Source organism: Pectobacterium versatile, assembly GCF_020166435.1.
GTDB lineage: Bacteria > Pseudomonadota > Gammaproteobacteria > Enterobacterales > Enterobacteriaceae > Pectobacterium > Pectobacterium versatile.
The window spans coordinates 207,954-227,421 of the sequence record NZ_JAINZP010000004.1 but is presented as its reverse complement, the minus strand read 5'-3'; the positions used below and the strand labels follow the sequence as shown (position 1 = coordinate 227,421).

Genomic DNA, 19,468 nt, shown 5'->3' with positions numbered 1-19,468 from the left:
GGTAAGTGAAGCAGTATTGGAAAGAAAAATGGCCCGCAATGCGGGCCATTTGTTTATCACGTTCAGTGACGGCTTATTTAGCGATCTTCTTGTATTTAATGCGGTGTGGTTCCAGCGCATCGGCACCCAGCGTACGCTTCTTGTACTCTTCGTACTCGGTAAAGTTACCTTCGAAGAATTCCACTTTACCTTCGTCCTGATAATCCAGAATGTGCGTTGCGATACGGTCGAGGAACCAACGGTCATGCGAGATCACCATGGCACAGCCAGGGAATTCCAGCAGGGCGTTTTCCAGCGCGCGCAGGGTTTCGATATCCAGGTCGTTGGTGGGTTCATCGAGCAGCAACACGTTGCCGCCTACCTGCAACAGCTTCGCCAGATGCAGACGGCCGCGTTCACCACCGGATAGCTCGCCAACGCGTTTGCCCTGATCAACCCCTTTAAAGTTGAAACGGCCAACGTAAGCACGGCTTGGCATTTCGGTGTTGCCGATACGCATGATGTCCTGCCCGCCAGATACTTCTTCCCAGACGGTTTTGCTGTTGTCCATCGAATCACGGAACTGGTCGACTGATGCCAGTTTCACCGTTTCACCCAGCTCAATCGTGCCGCCATCCGGCTGTTCCTGACCGGACATCATGCGGAACAGGGTCGATTTACCGGCACCGTTCGGGCCGATAATGCCGACAATTGCGCCTTTCGGTACGGAGAAAGACAGCCCGTCGATGAGCTGACGTTCGCCGTAAGACTTGCTGAGGTTGGAGACTTCCACCACTTTATCGCCGAGGCGAGCACCTGGCGGAATAAACAGTTCGTTGGTTTCGTTACGTTTCTGGTATTCGGTGTTGTTCAGCTCTTCAAAGCGTGCCAGACGTGCCTTACCTTTGGACTGACGGCCTTTCGCGCCTTGGCGCACCCACTCCAGCTCTTTCTCGATGGATTTACGGCGTGCCGCTTCCTGAGAAGCTTCCTGTGCCAGACGCTGATCTTTCTGCTCCAGCCAGGAAGAGTAGTTGCCTTCCCACGGAATACCTTCGCCACGGTCCAGCTCCAGAATCCAGCCTGCTACGTTATCGAGGAAGTAACGGTCGTGGGTAATTGCCACCACGGTGCCTTCGAAATCGTGCAGGAAGCGTTCCAGCCAGGCGACAGATTCGGCATCCAGGTGGTTGGTTGGTTCGTCGAGCAGCAGCATGTCCGGCTTTTCCAGCAGCAGACGGCACAGCGCCACACGGCGACGTTCACCACCAGACAGGGTAGCGATTTTTGCATCCCACTCCGGCAAGCGCAGCGCATCGGCGGCACGCTCTAGTTGGTTGTCCAGATTATGACCGTCATGCGCCTGAATGGTCTCTTCCAACCGGCCTTGTTCTGCGGCCAATTTATCGAAGTCTGCATCCGGCTCAGCATAGAGCGCATAGACTTCATCAAGACGCTTCAGTGCGGTCACGACTTCAGATACCGCTTCTTCTACGGATTCACGAACGGTGTGCTCCGTGTTTAACTGCGGTTCCTGCGGCAAATAGCCGATTTTGATTCCAGGTTGTGGGCGAGCTTCGCCCTCGATGTCCGTATCAATGCCAGCCATAATACGCAACAGCGTTGATTTACCGGCTCCGTTCAGACCCAGCACGCCGATCTTGGCACCGGGGAAAAAACTGAGGGAGATGTTTTTCAGAATGTGACGCTTCGGCGGTACGACCTTACCGACGCGATGCATGGTATAAACATATTGAGCCACGTTGCGACTTCGCCTCTCTCTTATCTCTATGATTTGTCACCATAAGCGGGTGACCATATGTAGCACTGTGTTACCTAATACTAAATCGCCGCTAGGAAATACCCTGGCAGCGGATCGATTATTCTAAGCGCATTACTCTAAGTATGAAGTGTAGCGGGTTTCAGCCTGCGATCCCAGCTATCCGGCGATTTGCCGTGGCCGATCTGAGACCTATGCCCGCCTGATGAATTTCAGAATCGGTTTGCGGATCGGCATATCGTTGTCTGGCATGATGTGCCACACTGGATCTGCCCGATATATCCGTCATACTTCAAGCTGCTTATGCGTTGGCTGCCCTTACTCACCCCAGTCACTTACCTGAGTAAGCTCCTGGGGATGAAATGAGAGACATCCTGTCTCTCACCGAAGGCCAGCCTTTGGCTGGTCAAATTCGTTCCCGACGAATTTGTCATGCGGTTGCCGCCTTCACGCAACTCGAATTATTTTGGGTATAGGATAGGGGGAGCGATACGATGAAGGATGCCGATAGCAAGTTCGATAACGGATGAGGTTAATGCAGGTGATAAAAGCGGGTCATTGGTGGTACGCCGTTTCGGCGATATGTCTGGCTGGGTTTTCCGGCCATGTGCTGGCGGATTCTCTGGACGAACAGCGTCAGCGCTATCAGCAGGTTAAGCAAGCATGGGACAGCAACCAGATGGACACGGTGGCGCAGTTGATGCCGACGCTGCGCAGTTACCCACTTTATCCTTATCTTGAATACCGTTCGCTCACGCAGGATCTGAGTCAGGTCAGTGCGACGCAGGTGAAGCAGTTTATGGCAACGCACCCGACGTTGCCGCCCGCCCGTAATCTCTCTACCAGCTTTGTGAATGAACTGGCGCGTCGTCAGGACTGGATCGGGCTGCTGGCATTTAGCCCCCAGCCGCCGAAGCCGGTCAGCGCTCGCTGTAACTTTTATTACGCCCAGTGGGCAACCGGTCAGCGTCAGGGCGTGTGGGAAGCCACGCGTGATATCTGGCTGACAGGACGCTCGCTCCCTACCGTGTGCGATAAACTCTTCTCCGTCTGGCAGCAGGCGGGCGAACAGACACCGCTGACGGTGTTGGAACGCGCGCGTCTGGCAATGGACGAAGGCAGCGGCAGTCTGGTGAGCTATCTCATCAAGCAGTTACCCGACGATTATAAAACGATGGGCGATGCGTTACTGAAACTCCAGAACGATCCGAATTCGCTGGAGAGCTTCGCCCGTACCGTTGGACCGACAGATTTTACGCGTAAAGTCACGCTGTCAGCCTTTACGCGCACGGCGCGTCAGGATGCTGATAATGCTCGTTCGATGCTGCCGGTTATTGTCCGTTTGCAGAAAATGAGTGCCGCAGATCGTCAGGCAATGGAAGAAACCATCGCCTGGCGTTTGATGGGCAACGATGCCACGCCAGAGCAGGCGCAGTGGCGGGATGACGTAGTGAGAAAGAGTACGTCGACTACGTTGCTGGAGCGCCGCGTACGTATGGCGTTGGGGGCAGGCGATCGTCAGGGGCTAACAAGCTGGATGGCGCGTTTACCGGCGGAGGCGTTACAGAAAGACGAATGGCGCTACTGGCACGCGGCGGCGCTGTTGGATCAGGGCAAACGTCAGGAAGGCGAGACGCTATTACGCAGCCTGATGCAGGAACGTGGGTTCTATCCGATGGCGGCAGCGCAGAAACTGAACGAGCGCTACCCCATTACGGTCATGACGGCGGTGAAGCCGGATCCTTCTCTGTCTCAGCTACCGGAAATCACCCGCGTGCGGGAGTTGATGTTCTGGCAGATGGATAATCTGGCACGCAGCGAATGGGTCGGGCTGGTGGCGAATCGCAGCAAACCGCAGCAGGAAGCACTGGCTCGCTATGCGTTTGAACAGCGCTGGGCAGATTTGAGCGTGCAGGCGACGATTGTCGCGAAGCTGTGGGATCATCTGGAAGAGCGCTTCCCGCTGGCCTGGAATAATGAATTCCGCCGTGAAACGCAGGGGAAAGGTATTAGCCAGAGCTATGCAATGGCGATTGCTCGTCAGGAGAGCGCCTGGAATCCGAAAGCACGTTCCCCAGTTGGTGCATCGGGTCTGATGCAGTTGATGCCCGCTACGGCGCAGCATACGGCCAAAATGAGCAATATCACGTTCTATACGAACAGCAGCCAGTTGTTCGATCCCGAAACCAATATCCTGTTAGGGACGAGCTATCTGGAGTACGTGTACCAGACATTTGGCCGTAACCGCATTCTGTCTTCCGCGGCTTATAATGCCGGACCATCGCGTGTGAATACCTGGCTGAGAAACAGCGCCGGGCGCATCGATCCCGTTGCGTTTATCGAAAGTATTCCGTTTTCGGAAACACGGGGTTACGTGAAAAATGTGCTGGCTTATGACGTCTTCTATCGCTATTTCCTTAATCAGCCAGCTAATGTACTGACGGATGCGGAATGGCAGCGGCGTTATTGAGACGCTGCGTTGCGATCGTTGCCTGGAATTGTGTTATGCTGCCGTACTAGTTAAATAGTATGGCAGCCCGTTATGACTCCGTTATCGCTTATCGACCCAGCACTTTCTGAACAAGACAATGAGCACTGGTTACGCTTTGTCGCGCTATTGCAGCAGTCTATTGCGGAGGATCTTCAATTGCCGCTGCTTCAACTCCTGCTAACGCCGGATGAGCGTACAGCGTTGGGAACGCGGGTGCGAATTATACAGGAGCTAATGCGGGGTGAAATGAGCCAGCGTGAGCTGAAAAGCGAGTTAGGTGCGGGCATTGCGACGATTACGCGCGGTTCAAACAGTCTGAAAGCCGCGCCCCCCGCGTTAAAAAGCTGGCTGGAAGCGCAGTTGCTGTCGGCAGATAAGCCGTTGAGTGACGACGCGTAACGATTACTGTTTCGCTGTCTGAACGGGAATCTGATAGATCGGGTTATGAAACGGCACCAGTGCCAGCAGCAATGCCTGATGATACACGCTAGTGCGTGACAATTTGCCGTCGGTGAAGACGCCGATGGCACCACCTTTATGTTTAATATTCTGAACGCCCGTCAAACGCTCCATTTCATCGCCTAATTCCCGCCCTTCACGGATACCATGTAATATACTTTCTGGAAGAACCAGGCTTGCAGAACGTGATTCGCCACGCAGGTGAGCATTTTCGATCACCATCCAGGCGAAAGTCATGCTTTCTTCAATGCCTGCTTCGACACCGACCCAAAAATCGGCTTCTGGACGCACCTGGCGTGCCATCATGACGCGGTTTCTGGCGCCCGTACGGGTTTCGAGAGAGCCAAGAGGCTGGCGCGGGACACCACTGTCGACGTCAACGCCTTCGATGCGGCAGTTTTCTGCACCAAAGACATCGGTGAATGCCAGAGTAATAGCCTTAATCTTTGCCGGGTTGGTAGTTGCAGCAACAACGTGATACATAACAGTTTCGTACCTTTAGTTAATTTGACGCAGTATAACGGAAAATAACCATGTTACAGGTATATCTTGTTCGCCACGGCGAAACGGAATGGAATGTGGCTCGACGTATTCAAGGTCAATCGGACAGTGCGCTGACGCCAAGAGGTGAGCAACAGGCACAGCAAGTTGCTGGACGAATCAGGACGTTAGGGATTACGCATATTTTTACCAGCGATCTCGGAAGAACGCGTCAGACGACAGAAATCATCGCTAAATCTTGTGGTGATTGCCAGATAATCCTGGAGCCCGGGTTACGTGAATTGAACATGGGCGTCTTAGAAGCCCGCGATTTGGATTCGCTGACCGACGGGGAAGAAAAGTGGCGTAAAGGGCTGGTGGATGGCACGCCCGATGGCCGCATCCCAGAAGGTGAATCGATGGCTGATGTGGCATTGCGCATGCACGGTGTTCTGGAACGTTGTCTGGCGTTGCCAGCGGGAAGTCGTCCTTTGCTGGTTAGCCACGGGATGGCGCTGGGGTGCTTGCTGAGTACGGTTCTGGGGTTACCCGCATCGGCTGAACGGCGCTTGCGTCTGCGCAACTGTTCCCTGTCGCGCATTGATTATCAGCAAAGCCCGTGGCTAGCACCCGGATGGGTGGTGGAAACGGCCGGAGATATTTCGCATTTGGATATTCCGGCACTGGATGAGTTACAGCGCTGAGAGCGGCTCGGTATGTTGGATGGGGATAAAATACTCGCAGCGGATGATAGCGGGTATTTCCCCGTCTGTATCGCGGCTAGGGTGAAAACGCTCGGCATCAAACCCTTTGCGGCGCGTGAGCTGAAAGGTCGGCAGACAGGTGTCATACAGGCTGATAATAAAATCCTGTAGCTCGTCATTTGGCCCTTCAAAAACAAACATCGCGTAGTCGCCGCCCGGTAGCGTGACGGGCTCGCCAGTGTGGACGTCATCGGGCAGATACTGTGGCTCCAGCGCGGTGGTGTAGAGCACTTCGTGTTCGTCGTCTTTCTCTTTACTCGGCCGTGAATGATGCAACCCGTAAAGTACGGGAGGAACGGAGCAGGTCTCTCCTAAAAACTGACGCCAGTAGTGGACGCGAATTTCCGTACGGAAGTTACAAATCTGCTCCAGACGGCAGTTATAGGTTTGCGTTAGCCCAAGCAGCTGTGTCTCTGGCAGCGTGATAAACTGCGGCTGCGGCAGCGTAAACGCACCGAGTCGAATCGGCGGACGAATGCCGAAAGTATTCCAATTATCGGAACGACGATAAGACGCTGGCGTTTGGGCAAACTGCTTTTTAAACGCGCGGGTAAAGGTTTGTTGCGAATCGAAACGGTATTGCAGGGCAATATCAAGGATAGGACGACTGGTCAGGCAGAGAGCAACCGCCGCTTTGGTCAATCTCCTCGCTCGGATATATGAACCAATGGCATGGCCCGTCACGTCTTTGAACATTCTTTGCAGATGCCACTTGGAATAACCCGCTTTCGCCGCCACATTATCGAGTGATAGCGGCTGGTCGAGATGGCTTTCCAGCCAGTTAAGCAAGTCACGTATGATACCGGCTTGATCCATAATCTTCCTCATCAAACACATTGAGCGCGAGCGTATTGAGATCCCGCATCATAGCAATATTTTCACTTTGGTACTGCCGAAGATTTTTGAAAATGTTCCGCAGGTAATTTGGATAAAGAGGGGGATTATAGCGGTTTATTTTGCTCATCCCCTTTTTAATTGTGGTTATTAATCGTTTGTTATGAATTGTCACAGGACCTGAAATATGAACATAAAGCGCATCATGGGAGCGGGTCTGCTATTGCTGTCTACCGCTGGTTTTGTCAGTGCGGAAGAAGTTGGGTCTGTCGATACGGTCTTTAAACTGCTGGGGCCGGATCATAAGATCGTGGTGGAAGCGTTTGACGATCCGGATGTGTCCAATGTGACCTGCTACATTAGCCGTGCCAAAACAGGCGGAATCAAGGGCGGGTTAGGGCTGGCGGAGGACACGGCGGACGCCGCGATTTCCTGTCAGCAGGTTGGGACGATTACGCTGTCCGATAAAATCAAAAACGGTGGCGATCGCGGCTCAGTGGTATTCCAGAAAAGAACATCGCTGGTTTTCAAGAAGTTGCAGGTTGTTCGGTTTTACGATCAAAAGCGCAATTCTCTGATCTATCTTGCTTATTCTGATCGCTTAGTCGATGGTTCGCCGAAAAACGCGTTAAGCGCGGTGCCAGTTATGCCGTGGGGAAAGAGTGAATAACGTGCGGTAGGAACGAAGAAAACAGCCGGAACAGATGCCTGCTCCGGCTGAGGGGAATTAATTTTCCAGATCGCCGCAGAAGCGGTAGCCTTCGCCGTGGATCGTCGCGATGATTTCCGGTGTATCAGCTGTGGATTCAAAGTGCTTGCGGATACGACGGATGGTGACGTCAACGGTGCGGTCGTGTGGCTTAAGCTCACGACCCGTCATTTTCTTCAGCAATTCCGCACGAGACTGAATCTTGCCCGGATTTTCGCAGAAGTGCAGCATGGCGCGGAATTCACTGCGCGGCAGCTTGTATTGTTCGCCAACTGGGCTAATCAGAGAACGGCTATTGATGTCCAGTTCCCAGCCGTTGAAGCGATAGCTTTCCACCAGACGACGCTCTTCCGTGCCGCCGCCCAGATTCATGGTACGTGACAGCAGGTTACGTGCGCGGATCGTCAATTCACGTGGGTTGAACGGTTTGGTGATGTAGTCATCCGCACCGATTTCCAGACCGAGGATCTTATCGACTTCATTGTCGCGGCCGGTGAGGAACATCAAGGCAACGGTGGCTTGCTCGCGCAGTTCACGTGCCAGCAACAGGCCATTCTTCCCTGGCAGGTTGATGTCCATGATCACCAGATTGATGTCATTCTCGGACAAAATGTGGTGCATTTCTGCGCCATCAGTGGCTTCGTGAACAACGTATCCTTCCGCCTCAAAAATGCTTTTGAGGGTATTACGAGTTACTAGCTCGTCTTCAACAATAAGAATGTGCGGCGTCTGCATGTTTGCTACCTAAAATTGCCAACTTAAATTATAGAAATCGGAAGTACAGAAGTCGCTGTCATACCCTGCTGGCCCGCTGGCTATAACGCCAGTTATTCCGGGTATTTCCCTGGAGCTTATCGAGGTAGACTACGCTCTCGCTCAACGTCAGACTCAAGTACGTAAATGCGTTACTGGTGTTCATTCTCTACCCGCTTAGAGGTACTGCTAGCGGGTGAGCGTGGCGCTAATTTAACTGCGCTCAAAGTGGCGCACAGTTTAACCTTATTAACAGCAACATAACAGTAAGCACAGATTTTGCCTGCTGATAAATCTACGGTTCTGTTGACATATATCAAATTTCATTTTAGCACGTTAACTATTTTGTGATAAACACTTATAGGATTGCCAGTTTACGTCACAATTTAGCACTTTTTATGAACGATTTAGCATAGCAAATGCCAATAATCATAATTGGTGCTACACAGTCGTTGGTACTTTTATAACTTATTGAAATAAAATAATTTACCTTATTTTTCTTAGGGTTTTATCTTCCCGCCCATTTTTTGGACTCACCGATGTTTCCTACTGAAGGCTGCGTTGATGCCGGAAATGTTGTTGGTTTATTGTTAATTTTTTACCGTAATACCCAACAAATTGTCGTTATCAACAAATCGTAGTCATCAATAAATTGTTATCGATTATAGGGCTGCGTTGTTTGGCGAGCAGATGAAGGCTTGCCAAAACGGATGTAACCCATACTGAGGAGTCTATGCAGTTTCATATTATTTTGGTTGAGCCCGCTCGGGCTGAAAATGTAGGGGCGGCTGCTCGTGCGATGAAAACGATGGGATTCAGCAGCTTGCGTATTGTCGGTAGCACGGTACATCAAGAGCCCGCTGCCCGCTGGGTGGCGCACGGTTCAGGAGATGTTCTGGATAACGTGCAGGTGTTTTCCACGCTGGCTGAAGCACTGGCAGATGTCGATTTTACGGTCGCGACCACCGCGCGTAGCCGGGCGAAGTATCGCTATTACTGCACGCCAGCGGAACTGACCGGCGTATTGCAGGAGAAGGTTCAATGGATGGCTTCTGCGGCGCTGGTGTTTGGTCGGGAAGATGTTGGCCTGACGAATGAAGAACTCGAACTGGCGGATGTGCTGACCGGCGTGCCGATGAAAGCGGATTATCCCTCACTGAATCTTGGTCAGGCGGTGATGGTGTACTGTTACCAACTGGCTGAACTCATGCAGGTCAAACCTGAAGCGACACAGCCAGCGGTGGCGGGGCAACTGTCGGCGCTGCGCGATCGTATGGATCGGCTACTGGTTAATCTGGCGGTTGAGGACGATGAAAAACTGCGGGACTGGCTGCATCAGCGACTGGGACGTTTAGAGCAACGTGATACGGCGATGCTCCACCGGTTGCTACACGACATTGAAAAAAGGTTGGCGAAATAAGATAGCAGAGATGGCTTTTTTGGTAGTCGAACATCTTGGACTGCGTATTTTGACAACGGTTTGTCCGGCTTATTCCTGTTTAGGCAGTGGGTTGCGCGGCATGAATTTTTCGTTCGACGAGAAGAAAAAAAAGAAATCCGTTGACTTCAAAGGGCGATTGGCCTAACTAATAGGGCAGATAACTCTACTTCTAATGAGATTCGATTTTAGCATGCGCACTATCAGCCTAATCACCACGATTATTACCATCACCGATACAACCAGTAACGGTGCGGGCTGACGCATATAAAGATTCCAGAAAAAGCCCGCACCGAACAGTGCGGGCTTTTTTTTTATGGCAGGTTATCCCTCAACGCCGTCTGTAAGCGGCATACAAAAAACGCTTCCGGCGTTTGGTTGGCAGAAATTCAGGAGAACAGATAAAAATGAGAGTGTTGAAATTTGGCGGGACTTCAGTAGCGAATGCGGAGCGTTTTACACGCGTTGCCGACATTATCGAAAACAACGCGCGCCAGGGACAGGTGGCTGCCGTATTGTCCGCGCCGGCGAAAATTACCAACCATTTGGTTGCCATGATTGAGAAAACCGTCGCCGGACAAGATATCCTGCCTCATTTAAACGACGCCGAAACGATCTTTTCTTCATTACTGCAAGGACTTGCAGCATCTCAACTCGGTTTTGACCATGCCCGCCTGAAGGCATTCGTGGATCAGGAATTTGCACAGCTGAAACACGTTCTGCACGGCATCGCGCTACTGGGCCAGTGCCCTGACAGCGTGAACGCTGCGATCATCTGCCGAGGGGAAAAACTGTCCATCGCTATCATGGAAGCGGTCTTTCAGGCGCGCGGCTATGGGGTCTCCGTTATCAATCCGGTCGAGAAACTGCTGGCGCAGGGACACTATCTTGAATCCACAGTGGATATCACTGAATCGACCCGCCGCATCGCTGAAAGCGCCATCCCGAAAGATCATGTGATCCTGATGGCGGGCTTTACTGCCGGTAACGACAAAGGCGAACTGGTGGTGCTGGGCCGTAATGGTTCTGACTATTCCGCTGCGGTGCTGGCTGCGTGTTTACGTGCCGACTGTTGTGAGATTTGGACTGATGTGGACGGCGTTTATACCTGCGATCCGCGTCAGGTGCCGGACGCTCGATTATTGAAATCGATGTCCTATCAGGAGGCGATGGAGCTGTCCTATTTCGGCGCCAAAGTCCTCCACCCTCGCACCATTGCTCCTATCGCCCAGTTCCAAATACCCTGCCTCATCAAAAACACCGAAAATCCTCAGGCTCCCGGCACGCTCATCGGCATGGATAGCACGGATACCCAGTATCCAGTGAAAGGCATCACCAACCTGAACAACATGGCGATGGTTAACGTATCTGGCCCTGGCATGAAAGGCATGGTCGGCATGGCAGCGCGTGTGTTTGCTGCGATGTCGCGCGCGGGTATCTCTGTTGTTCTGATTACGCAGTCATCTTCCGAATACAGCATCAGCTTCTGCGTATCGCAAAACGAGCTGGCGCGCGCCAGAAAAACGCTGGAAGACGAATTCTATCTGGAACTGAAAGAAGGCGTGTTAGAGCCGCTGGATGTGATGGAACGTCTGGCCATCATCTCTGTGGTGGGCGATGGTATGCGTACGCTGCGTGGTCTGTCTGCACGTCTGTTCTCGGCGTTGGCGACGGCAAATATCAATATCGTGGCTATCGCGCAGGGCTCGTCTGAACGCTCAATCTCCGCCGTGGTGAACAACGATGTCGCCACCACTGGCGTACGTGTTGCCCACCAGATGCTGTTTAACACCGATCAGGTTATCGACGTATTTGTTATCGGGGTCGGCGGCGTGGGTGGCGCACTGCTGGATCAGATCCACCGTCAACAGCCGTGGCTGAAAGACAAACATATCGACCTGCGCGTGTGTGGCATCGCCAACTCCAAAGCGATGCTGACCAATATTAACGGCATCTCGATGGAAAACTGGCATGAAGAGCTGGGTAAAGCCCGCGAGCCGTTTAATCTGGGTCGTCTGATCCGTCTGGTTAAAGAATACCATCTGCTGAACCCGGTGATTGTTGACTGTACCTCGAATCAGGCTGTGGCCGATCAGTACGTGGATTTCCTGGCCGATGGTTTCCATGTCGTAACGCCAAACAAGAAAGCCAACACGGGGTCGATGAACTATTATCACCAACTGCGCAGTGCCGCAGCAAAATCCCGTCGCCGTTTCCTGTATGACACCAACGTCGGTGCCGGTCTGCCGGTGATTGAGAACCTGCAAAACCTGCTGAATGCGGGTGATGAGCTGATTCGCTTTACTGGTATTCTCTCTGGCTCGCTGTCCTTTATTTTCGGTAAACTCGATGAAGGCATGTCGCTGTCTGAAGCGACCACGCAGGCGAAAGAAAAAGGCTATACCGAACCCGATCCGCGTGACGATCTGTCCGGTATGGACGTGGCGCGTAAGTTGCTGATTCTAGCGCGTGAGGCGGGTTATCAGCTGGAGCTGGGCGATATTGAGGTGGAATCCGTTCTGCCTGCCAGCTTTGATGCTTCCGGCGATGTCGCCAGCTTTATGCAGCGCCTGCCGACGGCAGACGATGAGTTTGCTAGCCGTGTTGCACAAGCGCGCGATGAAGGTAAAGTGTTGCGCTATGTCGGCGTGATTGAAGAAGGCCGCTGTAAGGTCAAGATCAGTGCCGTTGGCGGCAACGATCCGCTGTTTAAAGTCAAAGATGGCGAGAATGCGTTGGCATTCTACAGCCGTTATTATCAGCCACTGCCGCTCGTGTTGCGCGGTTATGGCGCGGGTAACGATGTTACCGCTGCTGGTGTGTTCGCAGATCTGCTGCGCACCTTGTCATGGAAGTTGGGAGCATAATTATGGTTAAGGTATATGCACCTGCATCAATCGGTAACGTCAGCGTCGGGTTTGATGTGCTGGGTGCGGCCGTCTCGCCGGTAGACGGTTCACTGCTGGGGGATTGCGTCTCTGTTGAAGCAGCCGATCTGTTCAGCCTGCGTAATGAAGGGCGTTTTGTTAGCAAGCTGCCGGACAACCCGAAAGAAAACATTGTGTATCAATGTTGGGAACTGTTCTGTCAGGAAATTGGCAAAACCGTGCCGGTGGCGATGACGCTCGAAAAGAATATGCCGATTGGTTCAGGGCTCGGTTCCAGCGCCTGTTCTGTCGTCGCTGGGCTGATGGCGATGAACGAATTTTGCGGTAAACCGCTGGATGATAACCGTCTGTTGACGCTGATGGGTGAGCTGGAAGGGCGCATTTCCGGCAGCGTTCACTACGATAACGTTGCCCCGTGTTTTCTCGGCGGTGTCCAACTGATGCTGGAAGAAAACGGCATCATCAGCCAGCCTGTGCCGTCGTTCGATGACTGGCTGTGGGTCATGGCGTATCCGGGGATTAAAGTCTCCACTGCTGAAGCGCGCGCGATTCTGCCTGCGCAATATCGTCGTCAGGATTGCATCAGCCACGGCCGTTATCTGGCGGGCTTTATCCACGCTTGCCATACCGGACAGGCAGCGCTGGCGGCAAAACTGATGAAGGATGTCATCGCGGAACCTTATCGGACGAAACTGCTGCCCGGCTTTGCTGCCGCTCGCCAGGCTGCTGAAGATATCGGGGCGTTGGCCTGCGGTATTTCCGGCTCTGGCCCAACGTTATTCTCCGTCTGCAACGACATGGCGAGCGCACAGCGTCTGGCCGACTGGCTGCGGGATAACTATTTGCAGAATGATGAAGGTTTTGTTCATATTTGCCGTCTTGATACGACTGGCGCACGACAATTGGGATAACGCATGAAACTGTACAACCTTAAAGATCATAACGAGCAGGTCAGTTTTGCTCAGGCTATCAAGCAAGGGCTGGGTAGCCAGCAAGGGCTGTTCTTCCCGCTGGAATTGCCGGAATTTGAGCGCACTGAGATCGATGCGCTGTTGGATCTGGATTTTGTGACTCGCAGCAGCCGCATTCTGTCCGCCTATATCGGCGATGAAATTGCGACCGAAACGGTGTTTGAGCGTGTAAAAGCGGCCTTTGCATTCCCGGCTCCGGTTGCGCCAGTTGCGGAAGACATCGCTGCGCTGGAGCTGTTCCACGGCCCGACGCTGGCCTTTAAAGACTTCGGCGGCCGCTTTATGGCGCAAATGCTGACGGAAGTGTCTGGCGACGAGAAAATTACCATTCTGACGGCGACCTCTGGCGACACTGGTGCTGCTGTGGCGCACGCCTTTTACGGTCTGGAAAATGTCCGTGTCGTGATTTTGTATCCGCAGGGTAAGATCAGCCCGTTGCAGGAAAAACTGTTCTGTACGCTGGGTGGTAACATTCACACCATCGCTATCGATAGCGATTTCGATGCCTGTCAGGCGTTGGTGAAAAAGGCGTTTGATGATGAAGAACTGAAAAAGGCGATTGGCCTGAACTCAGCAAACTCCATCAACATCAGCCGTCTGCTGGCGCAAATTTGCTACTACTTTGAAGCCGTTGCACAGCTGCCGCAGGAAGCCCGTAACCAACTGGTGGTTTCTGTACCGAGTGGCAACTTTGGCGATCTGACCGCCGGTCTGCTGGCAAAATCGCTGGGTCTGCCGATTAAGCGCTTCATCGCGGCGACTAACGCCAATGACACGGTGCCGCGCTTCCTGAGCAATGGTAACTGGGAACCGCATAAAACGGTGGCAACGTTATCCAACGCGATGGACGTCAGCCAGCCGAACAACTGGCCGCGCGTGGAAGAGCTGTTCCGCCGTAAGAACTGGCAGTTGAAAACGCTGGGCTTTGGCGCAGTGAGCGATGAGACTACGAAAGAAACCATGCATGAGTTGGATGCGTTAGGCTATCTCTCAGAGCCGCATGCTGCGATTGCTTACCGTCTGCTGCGCGATCAACTGCAAGCCGGTGAGTTCGGCCTGTTCCTGGGCACGGCGCACCCGGCGAAATTCAAGGAAAGCGTAGAAGACATTCTGGGCAAAAAGCTGGATCTGCCAGAAGCGCTGGCTGAGCGTGCCGATCTGGATCTGCTGTCGCACAACTTCCCGGATGATTTCGCGAAGCTGCGTGAGTTCCTGATGTCACTGCCGGAATAAGATTGCTGTAGGGCTTCTTAGTCGCAGTTTGTATGTGGATTAAGAGGTAGTTTCGTGCGCGATAGCGCTGCTATTTTCATGCTATCTCATAGCACGCGCCCGACACGAGGCGGCTCAAACGCCGCTCGCCCCGTGACCCCAGGCTTTCGGCGGGAATTATGCCGCTGACGCGGTTCCATCGGTGTTCCTGACCGCTAACCGAGCCGCCAGTGACGCGCTCCCAGCGCGGCACTGGCTTTCGCGACGTCCTGTCGCTCACTCGGCGGTCAAGCCCACCGCTGCATAATTTTTTACGCCGGATAACGGCAAAATCCGCGATACCTTCCTTTACTTGTGTATAAGCAATCGCCTTGGAAAAGGGGTCGGGATATTCGTCAAAGTAAATTACTGTTCGTGGCGCTTAAACACCAGTTCGTCATTCGACGAGTCTGCTGCCTCGAAGAAGTAACCTTCCAGATTAAACGCTTTCAACTGCTCCGGCTGCGTCAGACGGTTTTGAATAATGAAACGACTCATCAGGCCGCGCGCTTTCTTGGCGTAGAAACTGATTACCTTGAACTTACCGTTTTTCTCATCCAAGAAGACGGGTTTGATCAGACGGGCATTAAGCTTTTTCGGTTTAACGGCTTTGAAATATTCGTCCGATGCCAGATTAACCAGCACATTATCGCCTTGATCGCGTAACGCTTGATTCAGCTTTTCGGTAATGGTGTTACCCCAGAAACTGTAGAGATCTTTACCGACTTTATTTTCCAGCTTGGTGCCCATTTCCAATCGATACGGCCGCATCAAATCCAGCGGACGCAACACGCCATACAGGCCTGACAGCATACGCAGATGTTGCTGGGCAAAATCGAAGTCATCCTCACTGAAATCTTCTGCGGCCAATCCGGTATAAACGTCGCCCTTAAACGCCAGCAGCGCCTGACGCGCGTTTTCCGGCGTGAAATCTGGGTGCCACTCGCTAAAGCGGCCTGCGTTTAGATCAGCCAGTTTATCGCTGATGCTCATCAAAGAACCGATCTGTGCTGGCGTCAGTTTTTTACACACATCAATCAACTGGCTGGAATAGTCCAGAAGTTCCGGCTGCGTATAACGCGTCGTTGCCAAAGGACTGGTGTAGTCGAGCGTTTTTGCGGGTGAAATAGTAATAAGCATGCGCCATGTCCTGTCGGTCTGATTTCTGATGGTCCTACTATAGCAAGATCGTAGTAAGAAAACGGCGATATACCGTAATACTTCAAGCTGCATGTGCGTTGGCTTCCCTTACTTACCCCAGTCACTTACTTGAGTAAGTTCCCAGGGATTCGTGCGATTGCCGCCTTCCTGCAACTCGAATTATTTGGGGTATAGCTATAATACGCCTCGTCTTTCTCGCTCCAGCTCGTTCGGGAAGGGGAAAATATGGCGTCTTATCGGCGTGTAACCGCTATTGTAGGGGCGAGTGGGAAAAGGCTGGCTTGCACGGGAAAGTGCGCGTGTTATTATCAGATTTCGGCGCAAAACAGACGGCCACCAGATTAGATAACAAGTCGATTCATATACGAGCTATTTTCATTCACGAGCACCACGTATAAACAACGAGACATGCCAACATGACGGATAAACTGACTTCCCTACGCCAACTGACCACGGTTGTAGCTGATACCGGCGATATTGCGGCAATGAAACTGTACCAGCCGCAAGATGCGACCACTAATCCTTCACTGATTCTGAACGCTGCGCAAATTCCTGAATACCGCAAGCTTATCGACGAGGCGATTGCCTGGGCGCGTGAGCAGAGCAGCGATCGTAAACAGCAGGTCGTGGATGCCACGGATAAACTGGCGGTCAATATCGGTCTCGAAATTTTAAAATTGATCCCCGGCCGCATCTCCACAGAAGTGGATGCGCGTCTGTCTTATGACACCGAAGCCAGCGTGGCGAAGGCAAAACACCTGATCAAGCTGTACAACGACGCAGGCATCAGCAACGAACGTATCCTGATTAAACTGGCTTCAACCTGGCAGGGCATCCGCGCTGCGGAGCAACTGGAAAAAGAAGGTATCAACTGTAACCTGACGCTACTGTTCTCCTTTGCGCAGGCGCGTGCTTGTGCTGAAGCGGGCGTGTTCCTGATTTCACCGTTCGTTGGCCGTATTCTTGACTGGTACAAAGCCAATGGCGATAAGAAAGAATTTGCGCCGCATGAAGATCCGGGCGTGGTTTCCGTTAGCGAAATCTACGACTACTACAAAGAGCACGGTTATGAAACGGTCGTGATGGGCGCGAGCTTCCGTAACGTCGGTGAGATTCTGGAACTGGCTGGGTGTGACCGCCTGACGATCGCACCAGCTCTGCTGAAAGAGCTGTCAGAAAGCGAAGGTGAAGTGGTTCGCAAGCTGTCTTACGTCGGTGACGTGAAAGTTCGTCCGGCGAAAATGACGGAAGCGGAGTTCTACTGGCAGCACAACCAGGATCCAATGGCGATTGATAAACTGGCCGACGGGATCCGTAAGTTTGCTATCGACCAGGAAAAACTGGAAAAGATGATCGCAGATTTACTGTAAGCATTCTGCTGATGAAAATAGCCGGGATGCCCGGCTATTTTTTTGTCTGCGATTTGGCGTTGTGGTGGGAATAGGTCTATTTTGCCGTCGCGTTACGGGTTTTCTTTGCGATATAAAGATTATCATCGGCGCGTTTCATCACTTCGATGAGATCTTCTCCAGTAATATGGTATTCAACCAGCCCGATACTGACCGTTAGGCTGATTTTCCCCGCCGCGGTTTCACAAGGTGTATCGCTAACGCGCTCTCTGGCTTTATCAACGATGGTATACGCATCATCTAATCCGGTATTCGGTAAAAGGATCGCGAATTCATCGCCGCCAATCCGGCCAAAAATATCTTCGCGGCGAAATGATTTTTTGAACGTGTCGGCAACAAATTTTAAAGCATCATCACCCACGCTGTGACCAAAACTATCATTCACCTGCTTAAAGTAGTCGATGTCGATCAGAATGACGCTCACGGGGCGCTTAGTCAGATTGGCGATACTGAAGGCCTTATTCGCGGCCAGAAAGAACGCGTCTCGCCGTAAATAGCCCGTGAGATCGTCATATCGTGCAATGATAGGCAATTCCACCAAATATTTTTTCGTCAGCAGTGACAGTAGGCTGCCTAAAACGGCACAAAGCAACACGATACTCAGGATGACAATGGCAGAACCGAGTGAGGCCAGGGTTTCAAAAAATGAAGGCTGAGCGGTTTCTGAAGATGTTCTAATACGAATACCTAATAATTCATCTGTGGGGGAAAGTACGGGATAAATTACAGTAAGAGTACCTTTTCCTGCATATTCTCCAATTGATGGGAGTTTATTCTGGCAAATACGGATAACAGCCATATCATTAAATGTCAGGTCGGATGAAGATAATCGATTAATACATTCACTACGTACGTCACGCGTATTAAATACAAATGTTCTTGTTCGTGCCGTGACGTAGCTACCCGTTTTTCGGATGACATCACTCTCTGTCACCTCTCCTCCGATATTATAGGATTCATACGTCTTGATGGTGGTGTCCAGGTTCTGTCGCTCTACTTTCCACGCGCTTTTATTCGCTTCATGCATAAGAAAAATAGTAATGAAAAAGGAAATCAATCCGAACAGGAAGAAGGATGAGGTAGGGTGTGAGAATAATTTTAATATCTTATACTTAAGGTCGTTCATAGTTACTTCCTTGGTATAGCTTTTTTACTTATAGTTGGTGGTAAAGAAGTGATTTAAGTTTATCATATTATCGGATTTTAGGTGGGGTTCTGTAGTGGCCAGCCCTACTCTTTTTCCCTCCTGATTTTATTTTATAAAATGTCTTTCTCTGGATGCCTGTTTTACCCTTTCTATTGTTTTGTTATTTTCATCGCATAGGTATTGCCGACATTTTTTGAGACGGCATTTAATAATTGTTATCAAATAAAATATTGCTTGCCGTATAAAATAGCCGATGTGATATGAATTTTATCGTAGGAAGCGATTCTTCGCTGACAACATTTAATATCCTGATAAAATTGGTGTTTTGTTTAAAATGAGGTGCTTATGAATGTATTGCGTATTGGTTTAGTCTCCGTATCCGATCGCGCTTCTGGCGGGGTCTATCAGGATAAAGGCATCCCAGAACTGGAATCCTGGCTCCGTAGCGCCCTGACGACGCCTTTTGAAGTGGAAACTCGGCTGGTGCCGGATGAACAGCCGATGATTGAACAAACGCTGTGTGAGTTGGTGGATGAACGCGGCTGTCATTTGGTGCTGACTACGGGAGGCACGGGGCCTGCACGTCGCGATGTTACGCCAGATGCCACGCTGGCCGTTGCCGATCGAGAAATGCCGGGATTTGGTGAGCAAATGCGGCAAATTAGCCTGCGCTTTGTTCCTACCGCGATCCTCTCCCGTCAGGTGGGTGTGCTGCGTAAACAGGCGCTGATTCTTAATCTGCCGGGACAGCCCAAGTCGATTAAGGAAACGCTGGAAGGCTTAAAAGATGCCGACGGTAAGGTGGTTGTGGCCGGTATTTTTGCCAGCGTACCGTATTGTATCCAGCTGCTGGAAGGCCCTTACATTGAAACTAATGCGGATGTAGTAGCAGCTTTTCGCCCTAAAAATGCCGTGCACGAAATAAAAGACTGAAGTTAGCCGATTTGAAACATA

Annotated in this window: 18 protein-coding genes and 1 other annotated feature; of the genes, 12 read left to right on the top strand and 6 right to left on the bottom strand. The window is 51.8% G+C overall.

From position 1 onward, the window contains the following. Positions 1 to 73 precede the first annotated feature (73 nt). The gene (ettA, locus tag K7X24_RS07710; RefSeq protein WP_072012442.1) at positions 74 to 1,741 is read right to left on the bottom strand and encodes an energy-dependent translational throttle protein EttA; all 1,668 of its coding nucleotides are present in this window, start codon (positions 1,739 to 1,741) and stop codon (positions 74 to 76) included. A 553-nt stretch (positions 1,742 to 2,294) separates the two neighbouring features. Between ettA and sltY the strand changes: the two genes are divergently transcribed. Both sltY and trpR read left to right on the top strand, forming a co-directional pair. After that, complete coding sequence (sltY, locus tag K7X24_RS07705; RefSeq protein WP_224554063.1) at positions 2,295 to 4,229, top strand: murein transglycosylase; 1,935 nt, start codon at positions 2,295 to 2,297, stop codon at positions 4,227 to 4,229. A gap of 72 nt (positions 4,230 to 4,301) precedes the next feature. Further along, positions 4,302 to 4,649, top strand: coding sequence for a trp operon repressor (trpR, locus tag K7X24_RS07700; RefSeq protein ID WP_014916720.1), 348 nt, complete (start codon positions 4,302 to 4,304; stop codon positions 4,647 to 4,649). A gap of 3 nt (positions 4,650 to 4,652) precedes the next feature. Here the strand turns inward: trpR and yjjX are convergent, their stop codons facing one another. Then, positions 4,653 to 5,192: an inosine/xanthosine triphosphatase gene (gene yjjX / locus K7X24_RS07695; RefSeq protein WP_005973177.1), complete on the bottom strand. Its 540-nt coding sequence runs from the start codon at positions 5,190 to 5,192 to the stop codon at positions 4,653 to 4,655. A gap of 50 nt (positions 5,193 to 5,242) precedes the next feature. Here yjjX and gpmB point away from each other — a divergent pair, with 50 nt between their 5' ends. Continuing rightward, positions 5,243 to 5,893, top strand: coding sequence for a 2,3-diphosphoglycerate-dependent phosphoglycerate mutase GpmB (gene gpmB / locus K7X24_RS07690; protein ID WP_010300521.1), 651 nt, complete (start codon positions 5,243 to 5,245; stop codon positions 5,891 to 5,893). Here the strand turns inward: gpmB and robA are convergent. Next, on the bottom strand, positions 5,882 to 6,769 hold the full coding sequence (robA, locus tag K7X24_RS07685) for an MDR efflux pump AcrAB transcriptional activator RobA (protein ID WP_224554061.1): 888 nt from the start codon (positions 6,767 to 6,769) through the stop codon (positions 5,882 to 5,884). The two genes, gpmB and robA, sit on opposite strands and share 12 nt — an antisense overlap. 205 nt (positions 6,770 to 6,974) lie before the next feature. On the opposite strand from robA, the gene creA reads away from it, so the two are divergent. Then, complete coding sequence (gene creA / locus K7X24_RS07680; protein ID WP_224554059.1) at positions 6,975 to 7,457, top strand: protein CreA; 483 nt, start codon at positions 6,975 to 6,977, stop codon at positions 7,455 to 7,457. A gap of 57 nt (positions 7,458 to 7,514) precedes the next feature. Here creA and arcA read toward each other — a convergent pair whose 3' ends face one another. Further along, positions 7,515 to 8,231 carry a two-component system response regulator ArcA gene (gene arcA, locus K7X24_RS07675; RefSeq protein WP_224554057.1) on the bottom strand — a complete coding sequence of 239 codons (717 nt, stop codon included), beginning with the start codon at positions 8,229 to 8,231 and terminating at the stop codon, positions 7,515 to 7,517. Positions 8,232 to 8,982: 751 nt separating this feature from the next. On the opposite strand from arcA, the gene K7X24_RS07670 reads away from it, so the two are divergent. The 6 genes from K7X24_RS07670 to thrC all read left to right on the top strand — a co-directional run bounded on the left by K7X24_RS07670 (position 8,983) and on the right by thrC (position 14,779). After that, on the top strand, positions 8,983 to 9,669 hold the full coding sequence (locus K7X24_RS07670) for a tRNA/rRNA methyltransferase (protein WP_224554055.1): 687 nt from the start codon (positions 8,983 to 8,985) through the stop codon (positions 9,667 to 9,669). Positions 9,670 to 9,679: 10 nt separating this feature from the next. Next, on the top strand, positions 9,680 to 9,835 hold the full coding sequence (locus K7X24_RS07665; RefSeq protein ID WP_224554053.1) for a hypothetical protein: 156 nt from the start codon (positions 9,680 to 9,682) through the stop codon (positions 9,833 to 9,835). A 27-nt stretch (positions 9,836 to 9,862) separates the two neighbouring features. Continuing rightward, positions 9,863 to 9,949 carry a thr operon leader peptide gene (thrL, locus tag K7X24_RS22165; protein ID WP_071531141.1) on the top strand — a complete coding sequence of 29 codons (87 nt, stop codon included), beginning with the start codon at positions 9,863 to 9,865 and terminating at the stop codon, positions 9,947 to 9,949. Continuing rightward, positions 9,888 to 10,003, top strand: a sequence feature (Thr leader region). (Overlaps the previous gene by 62 nt.) Positions 10,004 to 10,094: 91 nt before the next feature. After that, on the top strand, positions 10,095 to 12,554 hold the full coding sequence (thrA, locus tag K7X24_RS07655) for a bifunctional aspartate kinase/homoserine dehydrogenase I (RefSeq protein ID WP_224554051.1): 2,460 nt from the start codon (positions 10,095 to 10,097) through the stop codon (positions 12,552 to 12,554). A gap of 2 nt (positions 12,555 to 12,556) precedes the next feature. Next, a complete protein-coding gene (thrB, locus tag K7X24_RS07650; RefSeq protein WP_039507167.1) occupies positions 12,557 to 13,486 on the top strand; it encodes a homoserine kinase in 930 nt (309 codons plus the stop codon). 3 nt (positions 13,487 to 13,489) lie between these two features. Next, positions 13,490 to 14,779, top strand: coding sequence for a threonine synthase (thrC, locus tag K7X24_RS07645; RefSeq protein ID WP_103861916.1), 1,290 nt, complete (start codon positions 13,490 to 13,492; stop codon positions 14,777 to 14,779). A gap of 384 nt (positions 14,780 to 15,163) precedes the next feature. Here thrC and yaaA read toward each other — a convergent pair whose 3' ends face one another. Beyond that, positions 15,164 to 15,937, bottom strand: coding sequence for a peroxide stress protein YaaA (yaaA, locus tag K7X24_RS07640; RefSeq protein WP_224554049.1), 774 nt, complete (start codon positions 15,935 to 15,937; stop codon positions 15,164 to 15,166). 437 nt (positions 15,938 to 16,374) lie between these two features. Here yaaA and tal point away from each other — a divergent pair, with 437 nt between their 5' ends. Further along, positions 16,375 to 17,328 (top strand): transaldolase, encoded by a 954-nt coding sequence (gene tal / locus K7X24_RS07635; RefSeq protein ID WP_010300491.1) that lies wholly within the window; start codon positions 16,375 to 16,377, stop codon positions 17,326 to 17,328. A 76-nt stretch (positions 17,329 to 17,404) separates the two neighbouring features. Here the strand turns inward: tal and K7X24_RS07630 are convergent, their stop codons facing one another. Further along, positions 17,405 to 18,493 (bottom strand): GGDEF domain-containing protein, encoded by a 1,089-nt coding sequence (locus K7X24_RS07630; RefSeq protein WP_224554047.1) that lies wholly within the window; start codon positions 18,491 to 18,493, stop codon positions 17,405 to 17,407. Positions 18,494 to 18,859: 366 nt separating this feature from the next. Here K7X24_RS07630 and mog point away from each other — a divergent pair, with 366 nt between their 5' ends. Continuing rightward, a complete protein-coding gene (gene mog / locus K7X24_RS07625; RefSeq protein WP_224554045.1) occupies positions 18,860 to 19,447 on the top strand; it encodes a molybdopterin adenylyltransferase in 588 nt (195 codons plus the stop codon). Positions 19,448 to 19,468: the final 21 nt, after the last annotated feature.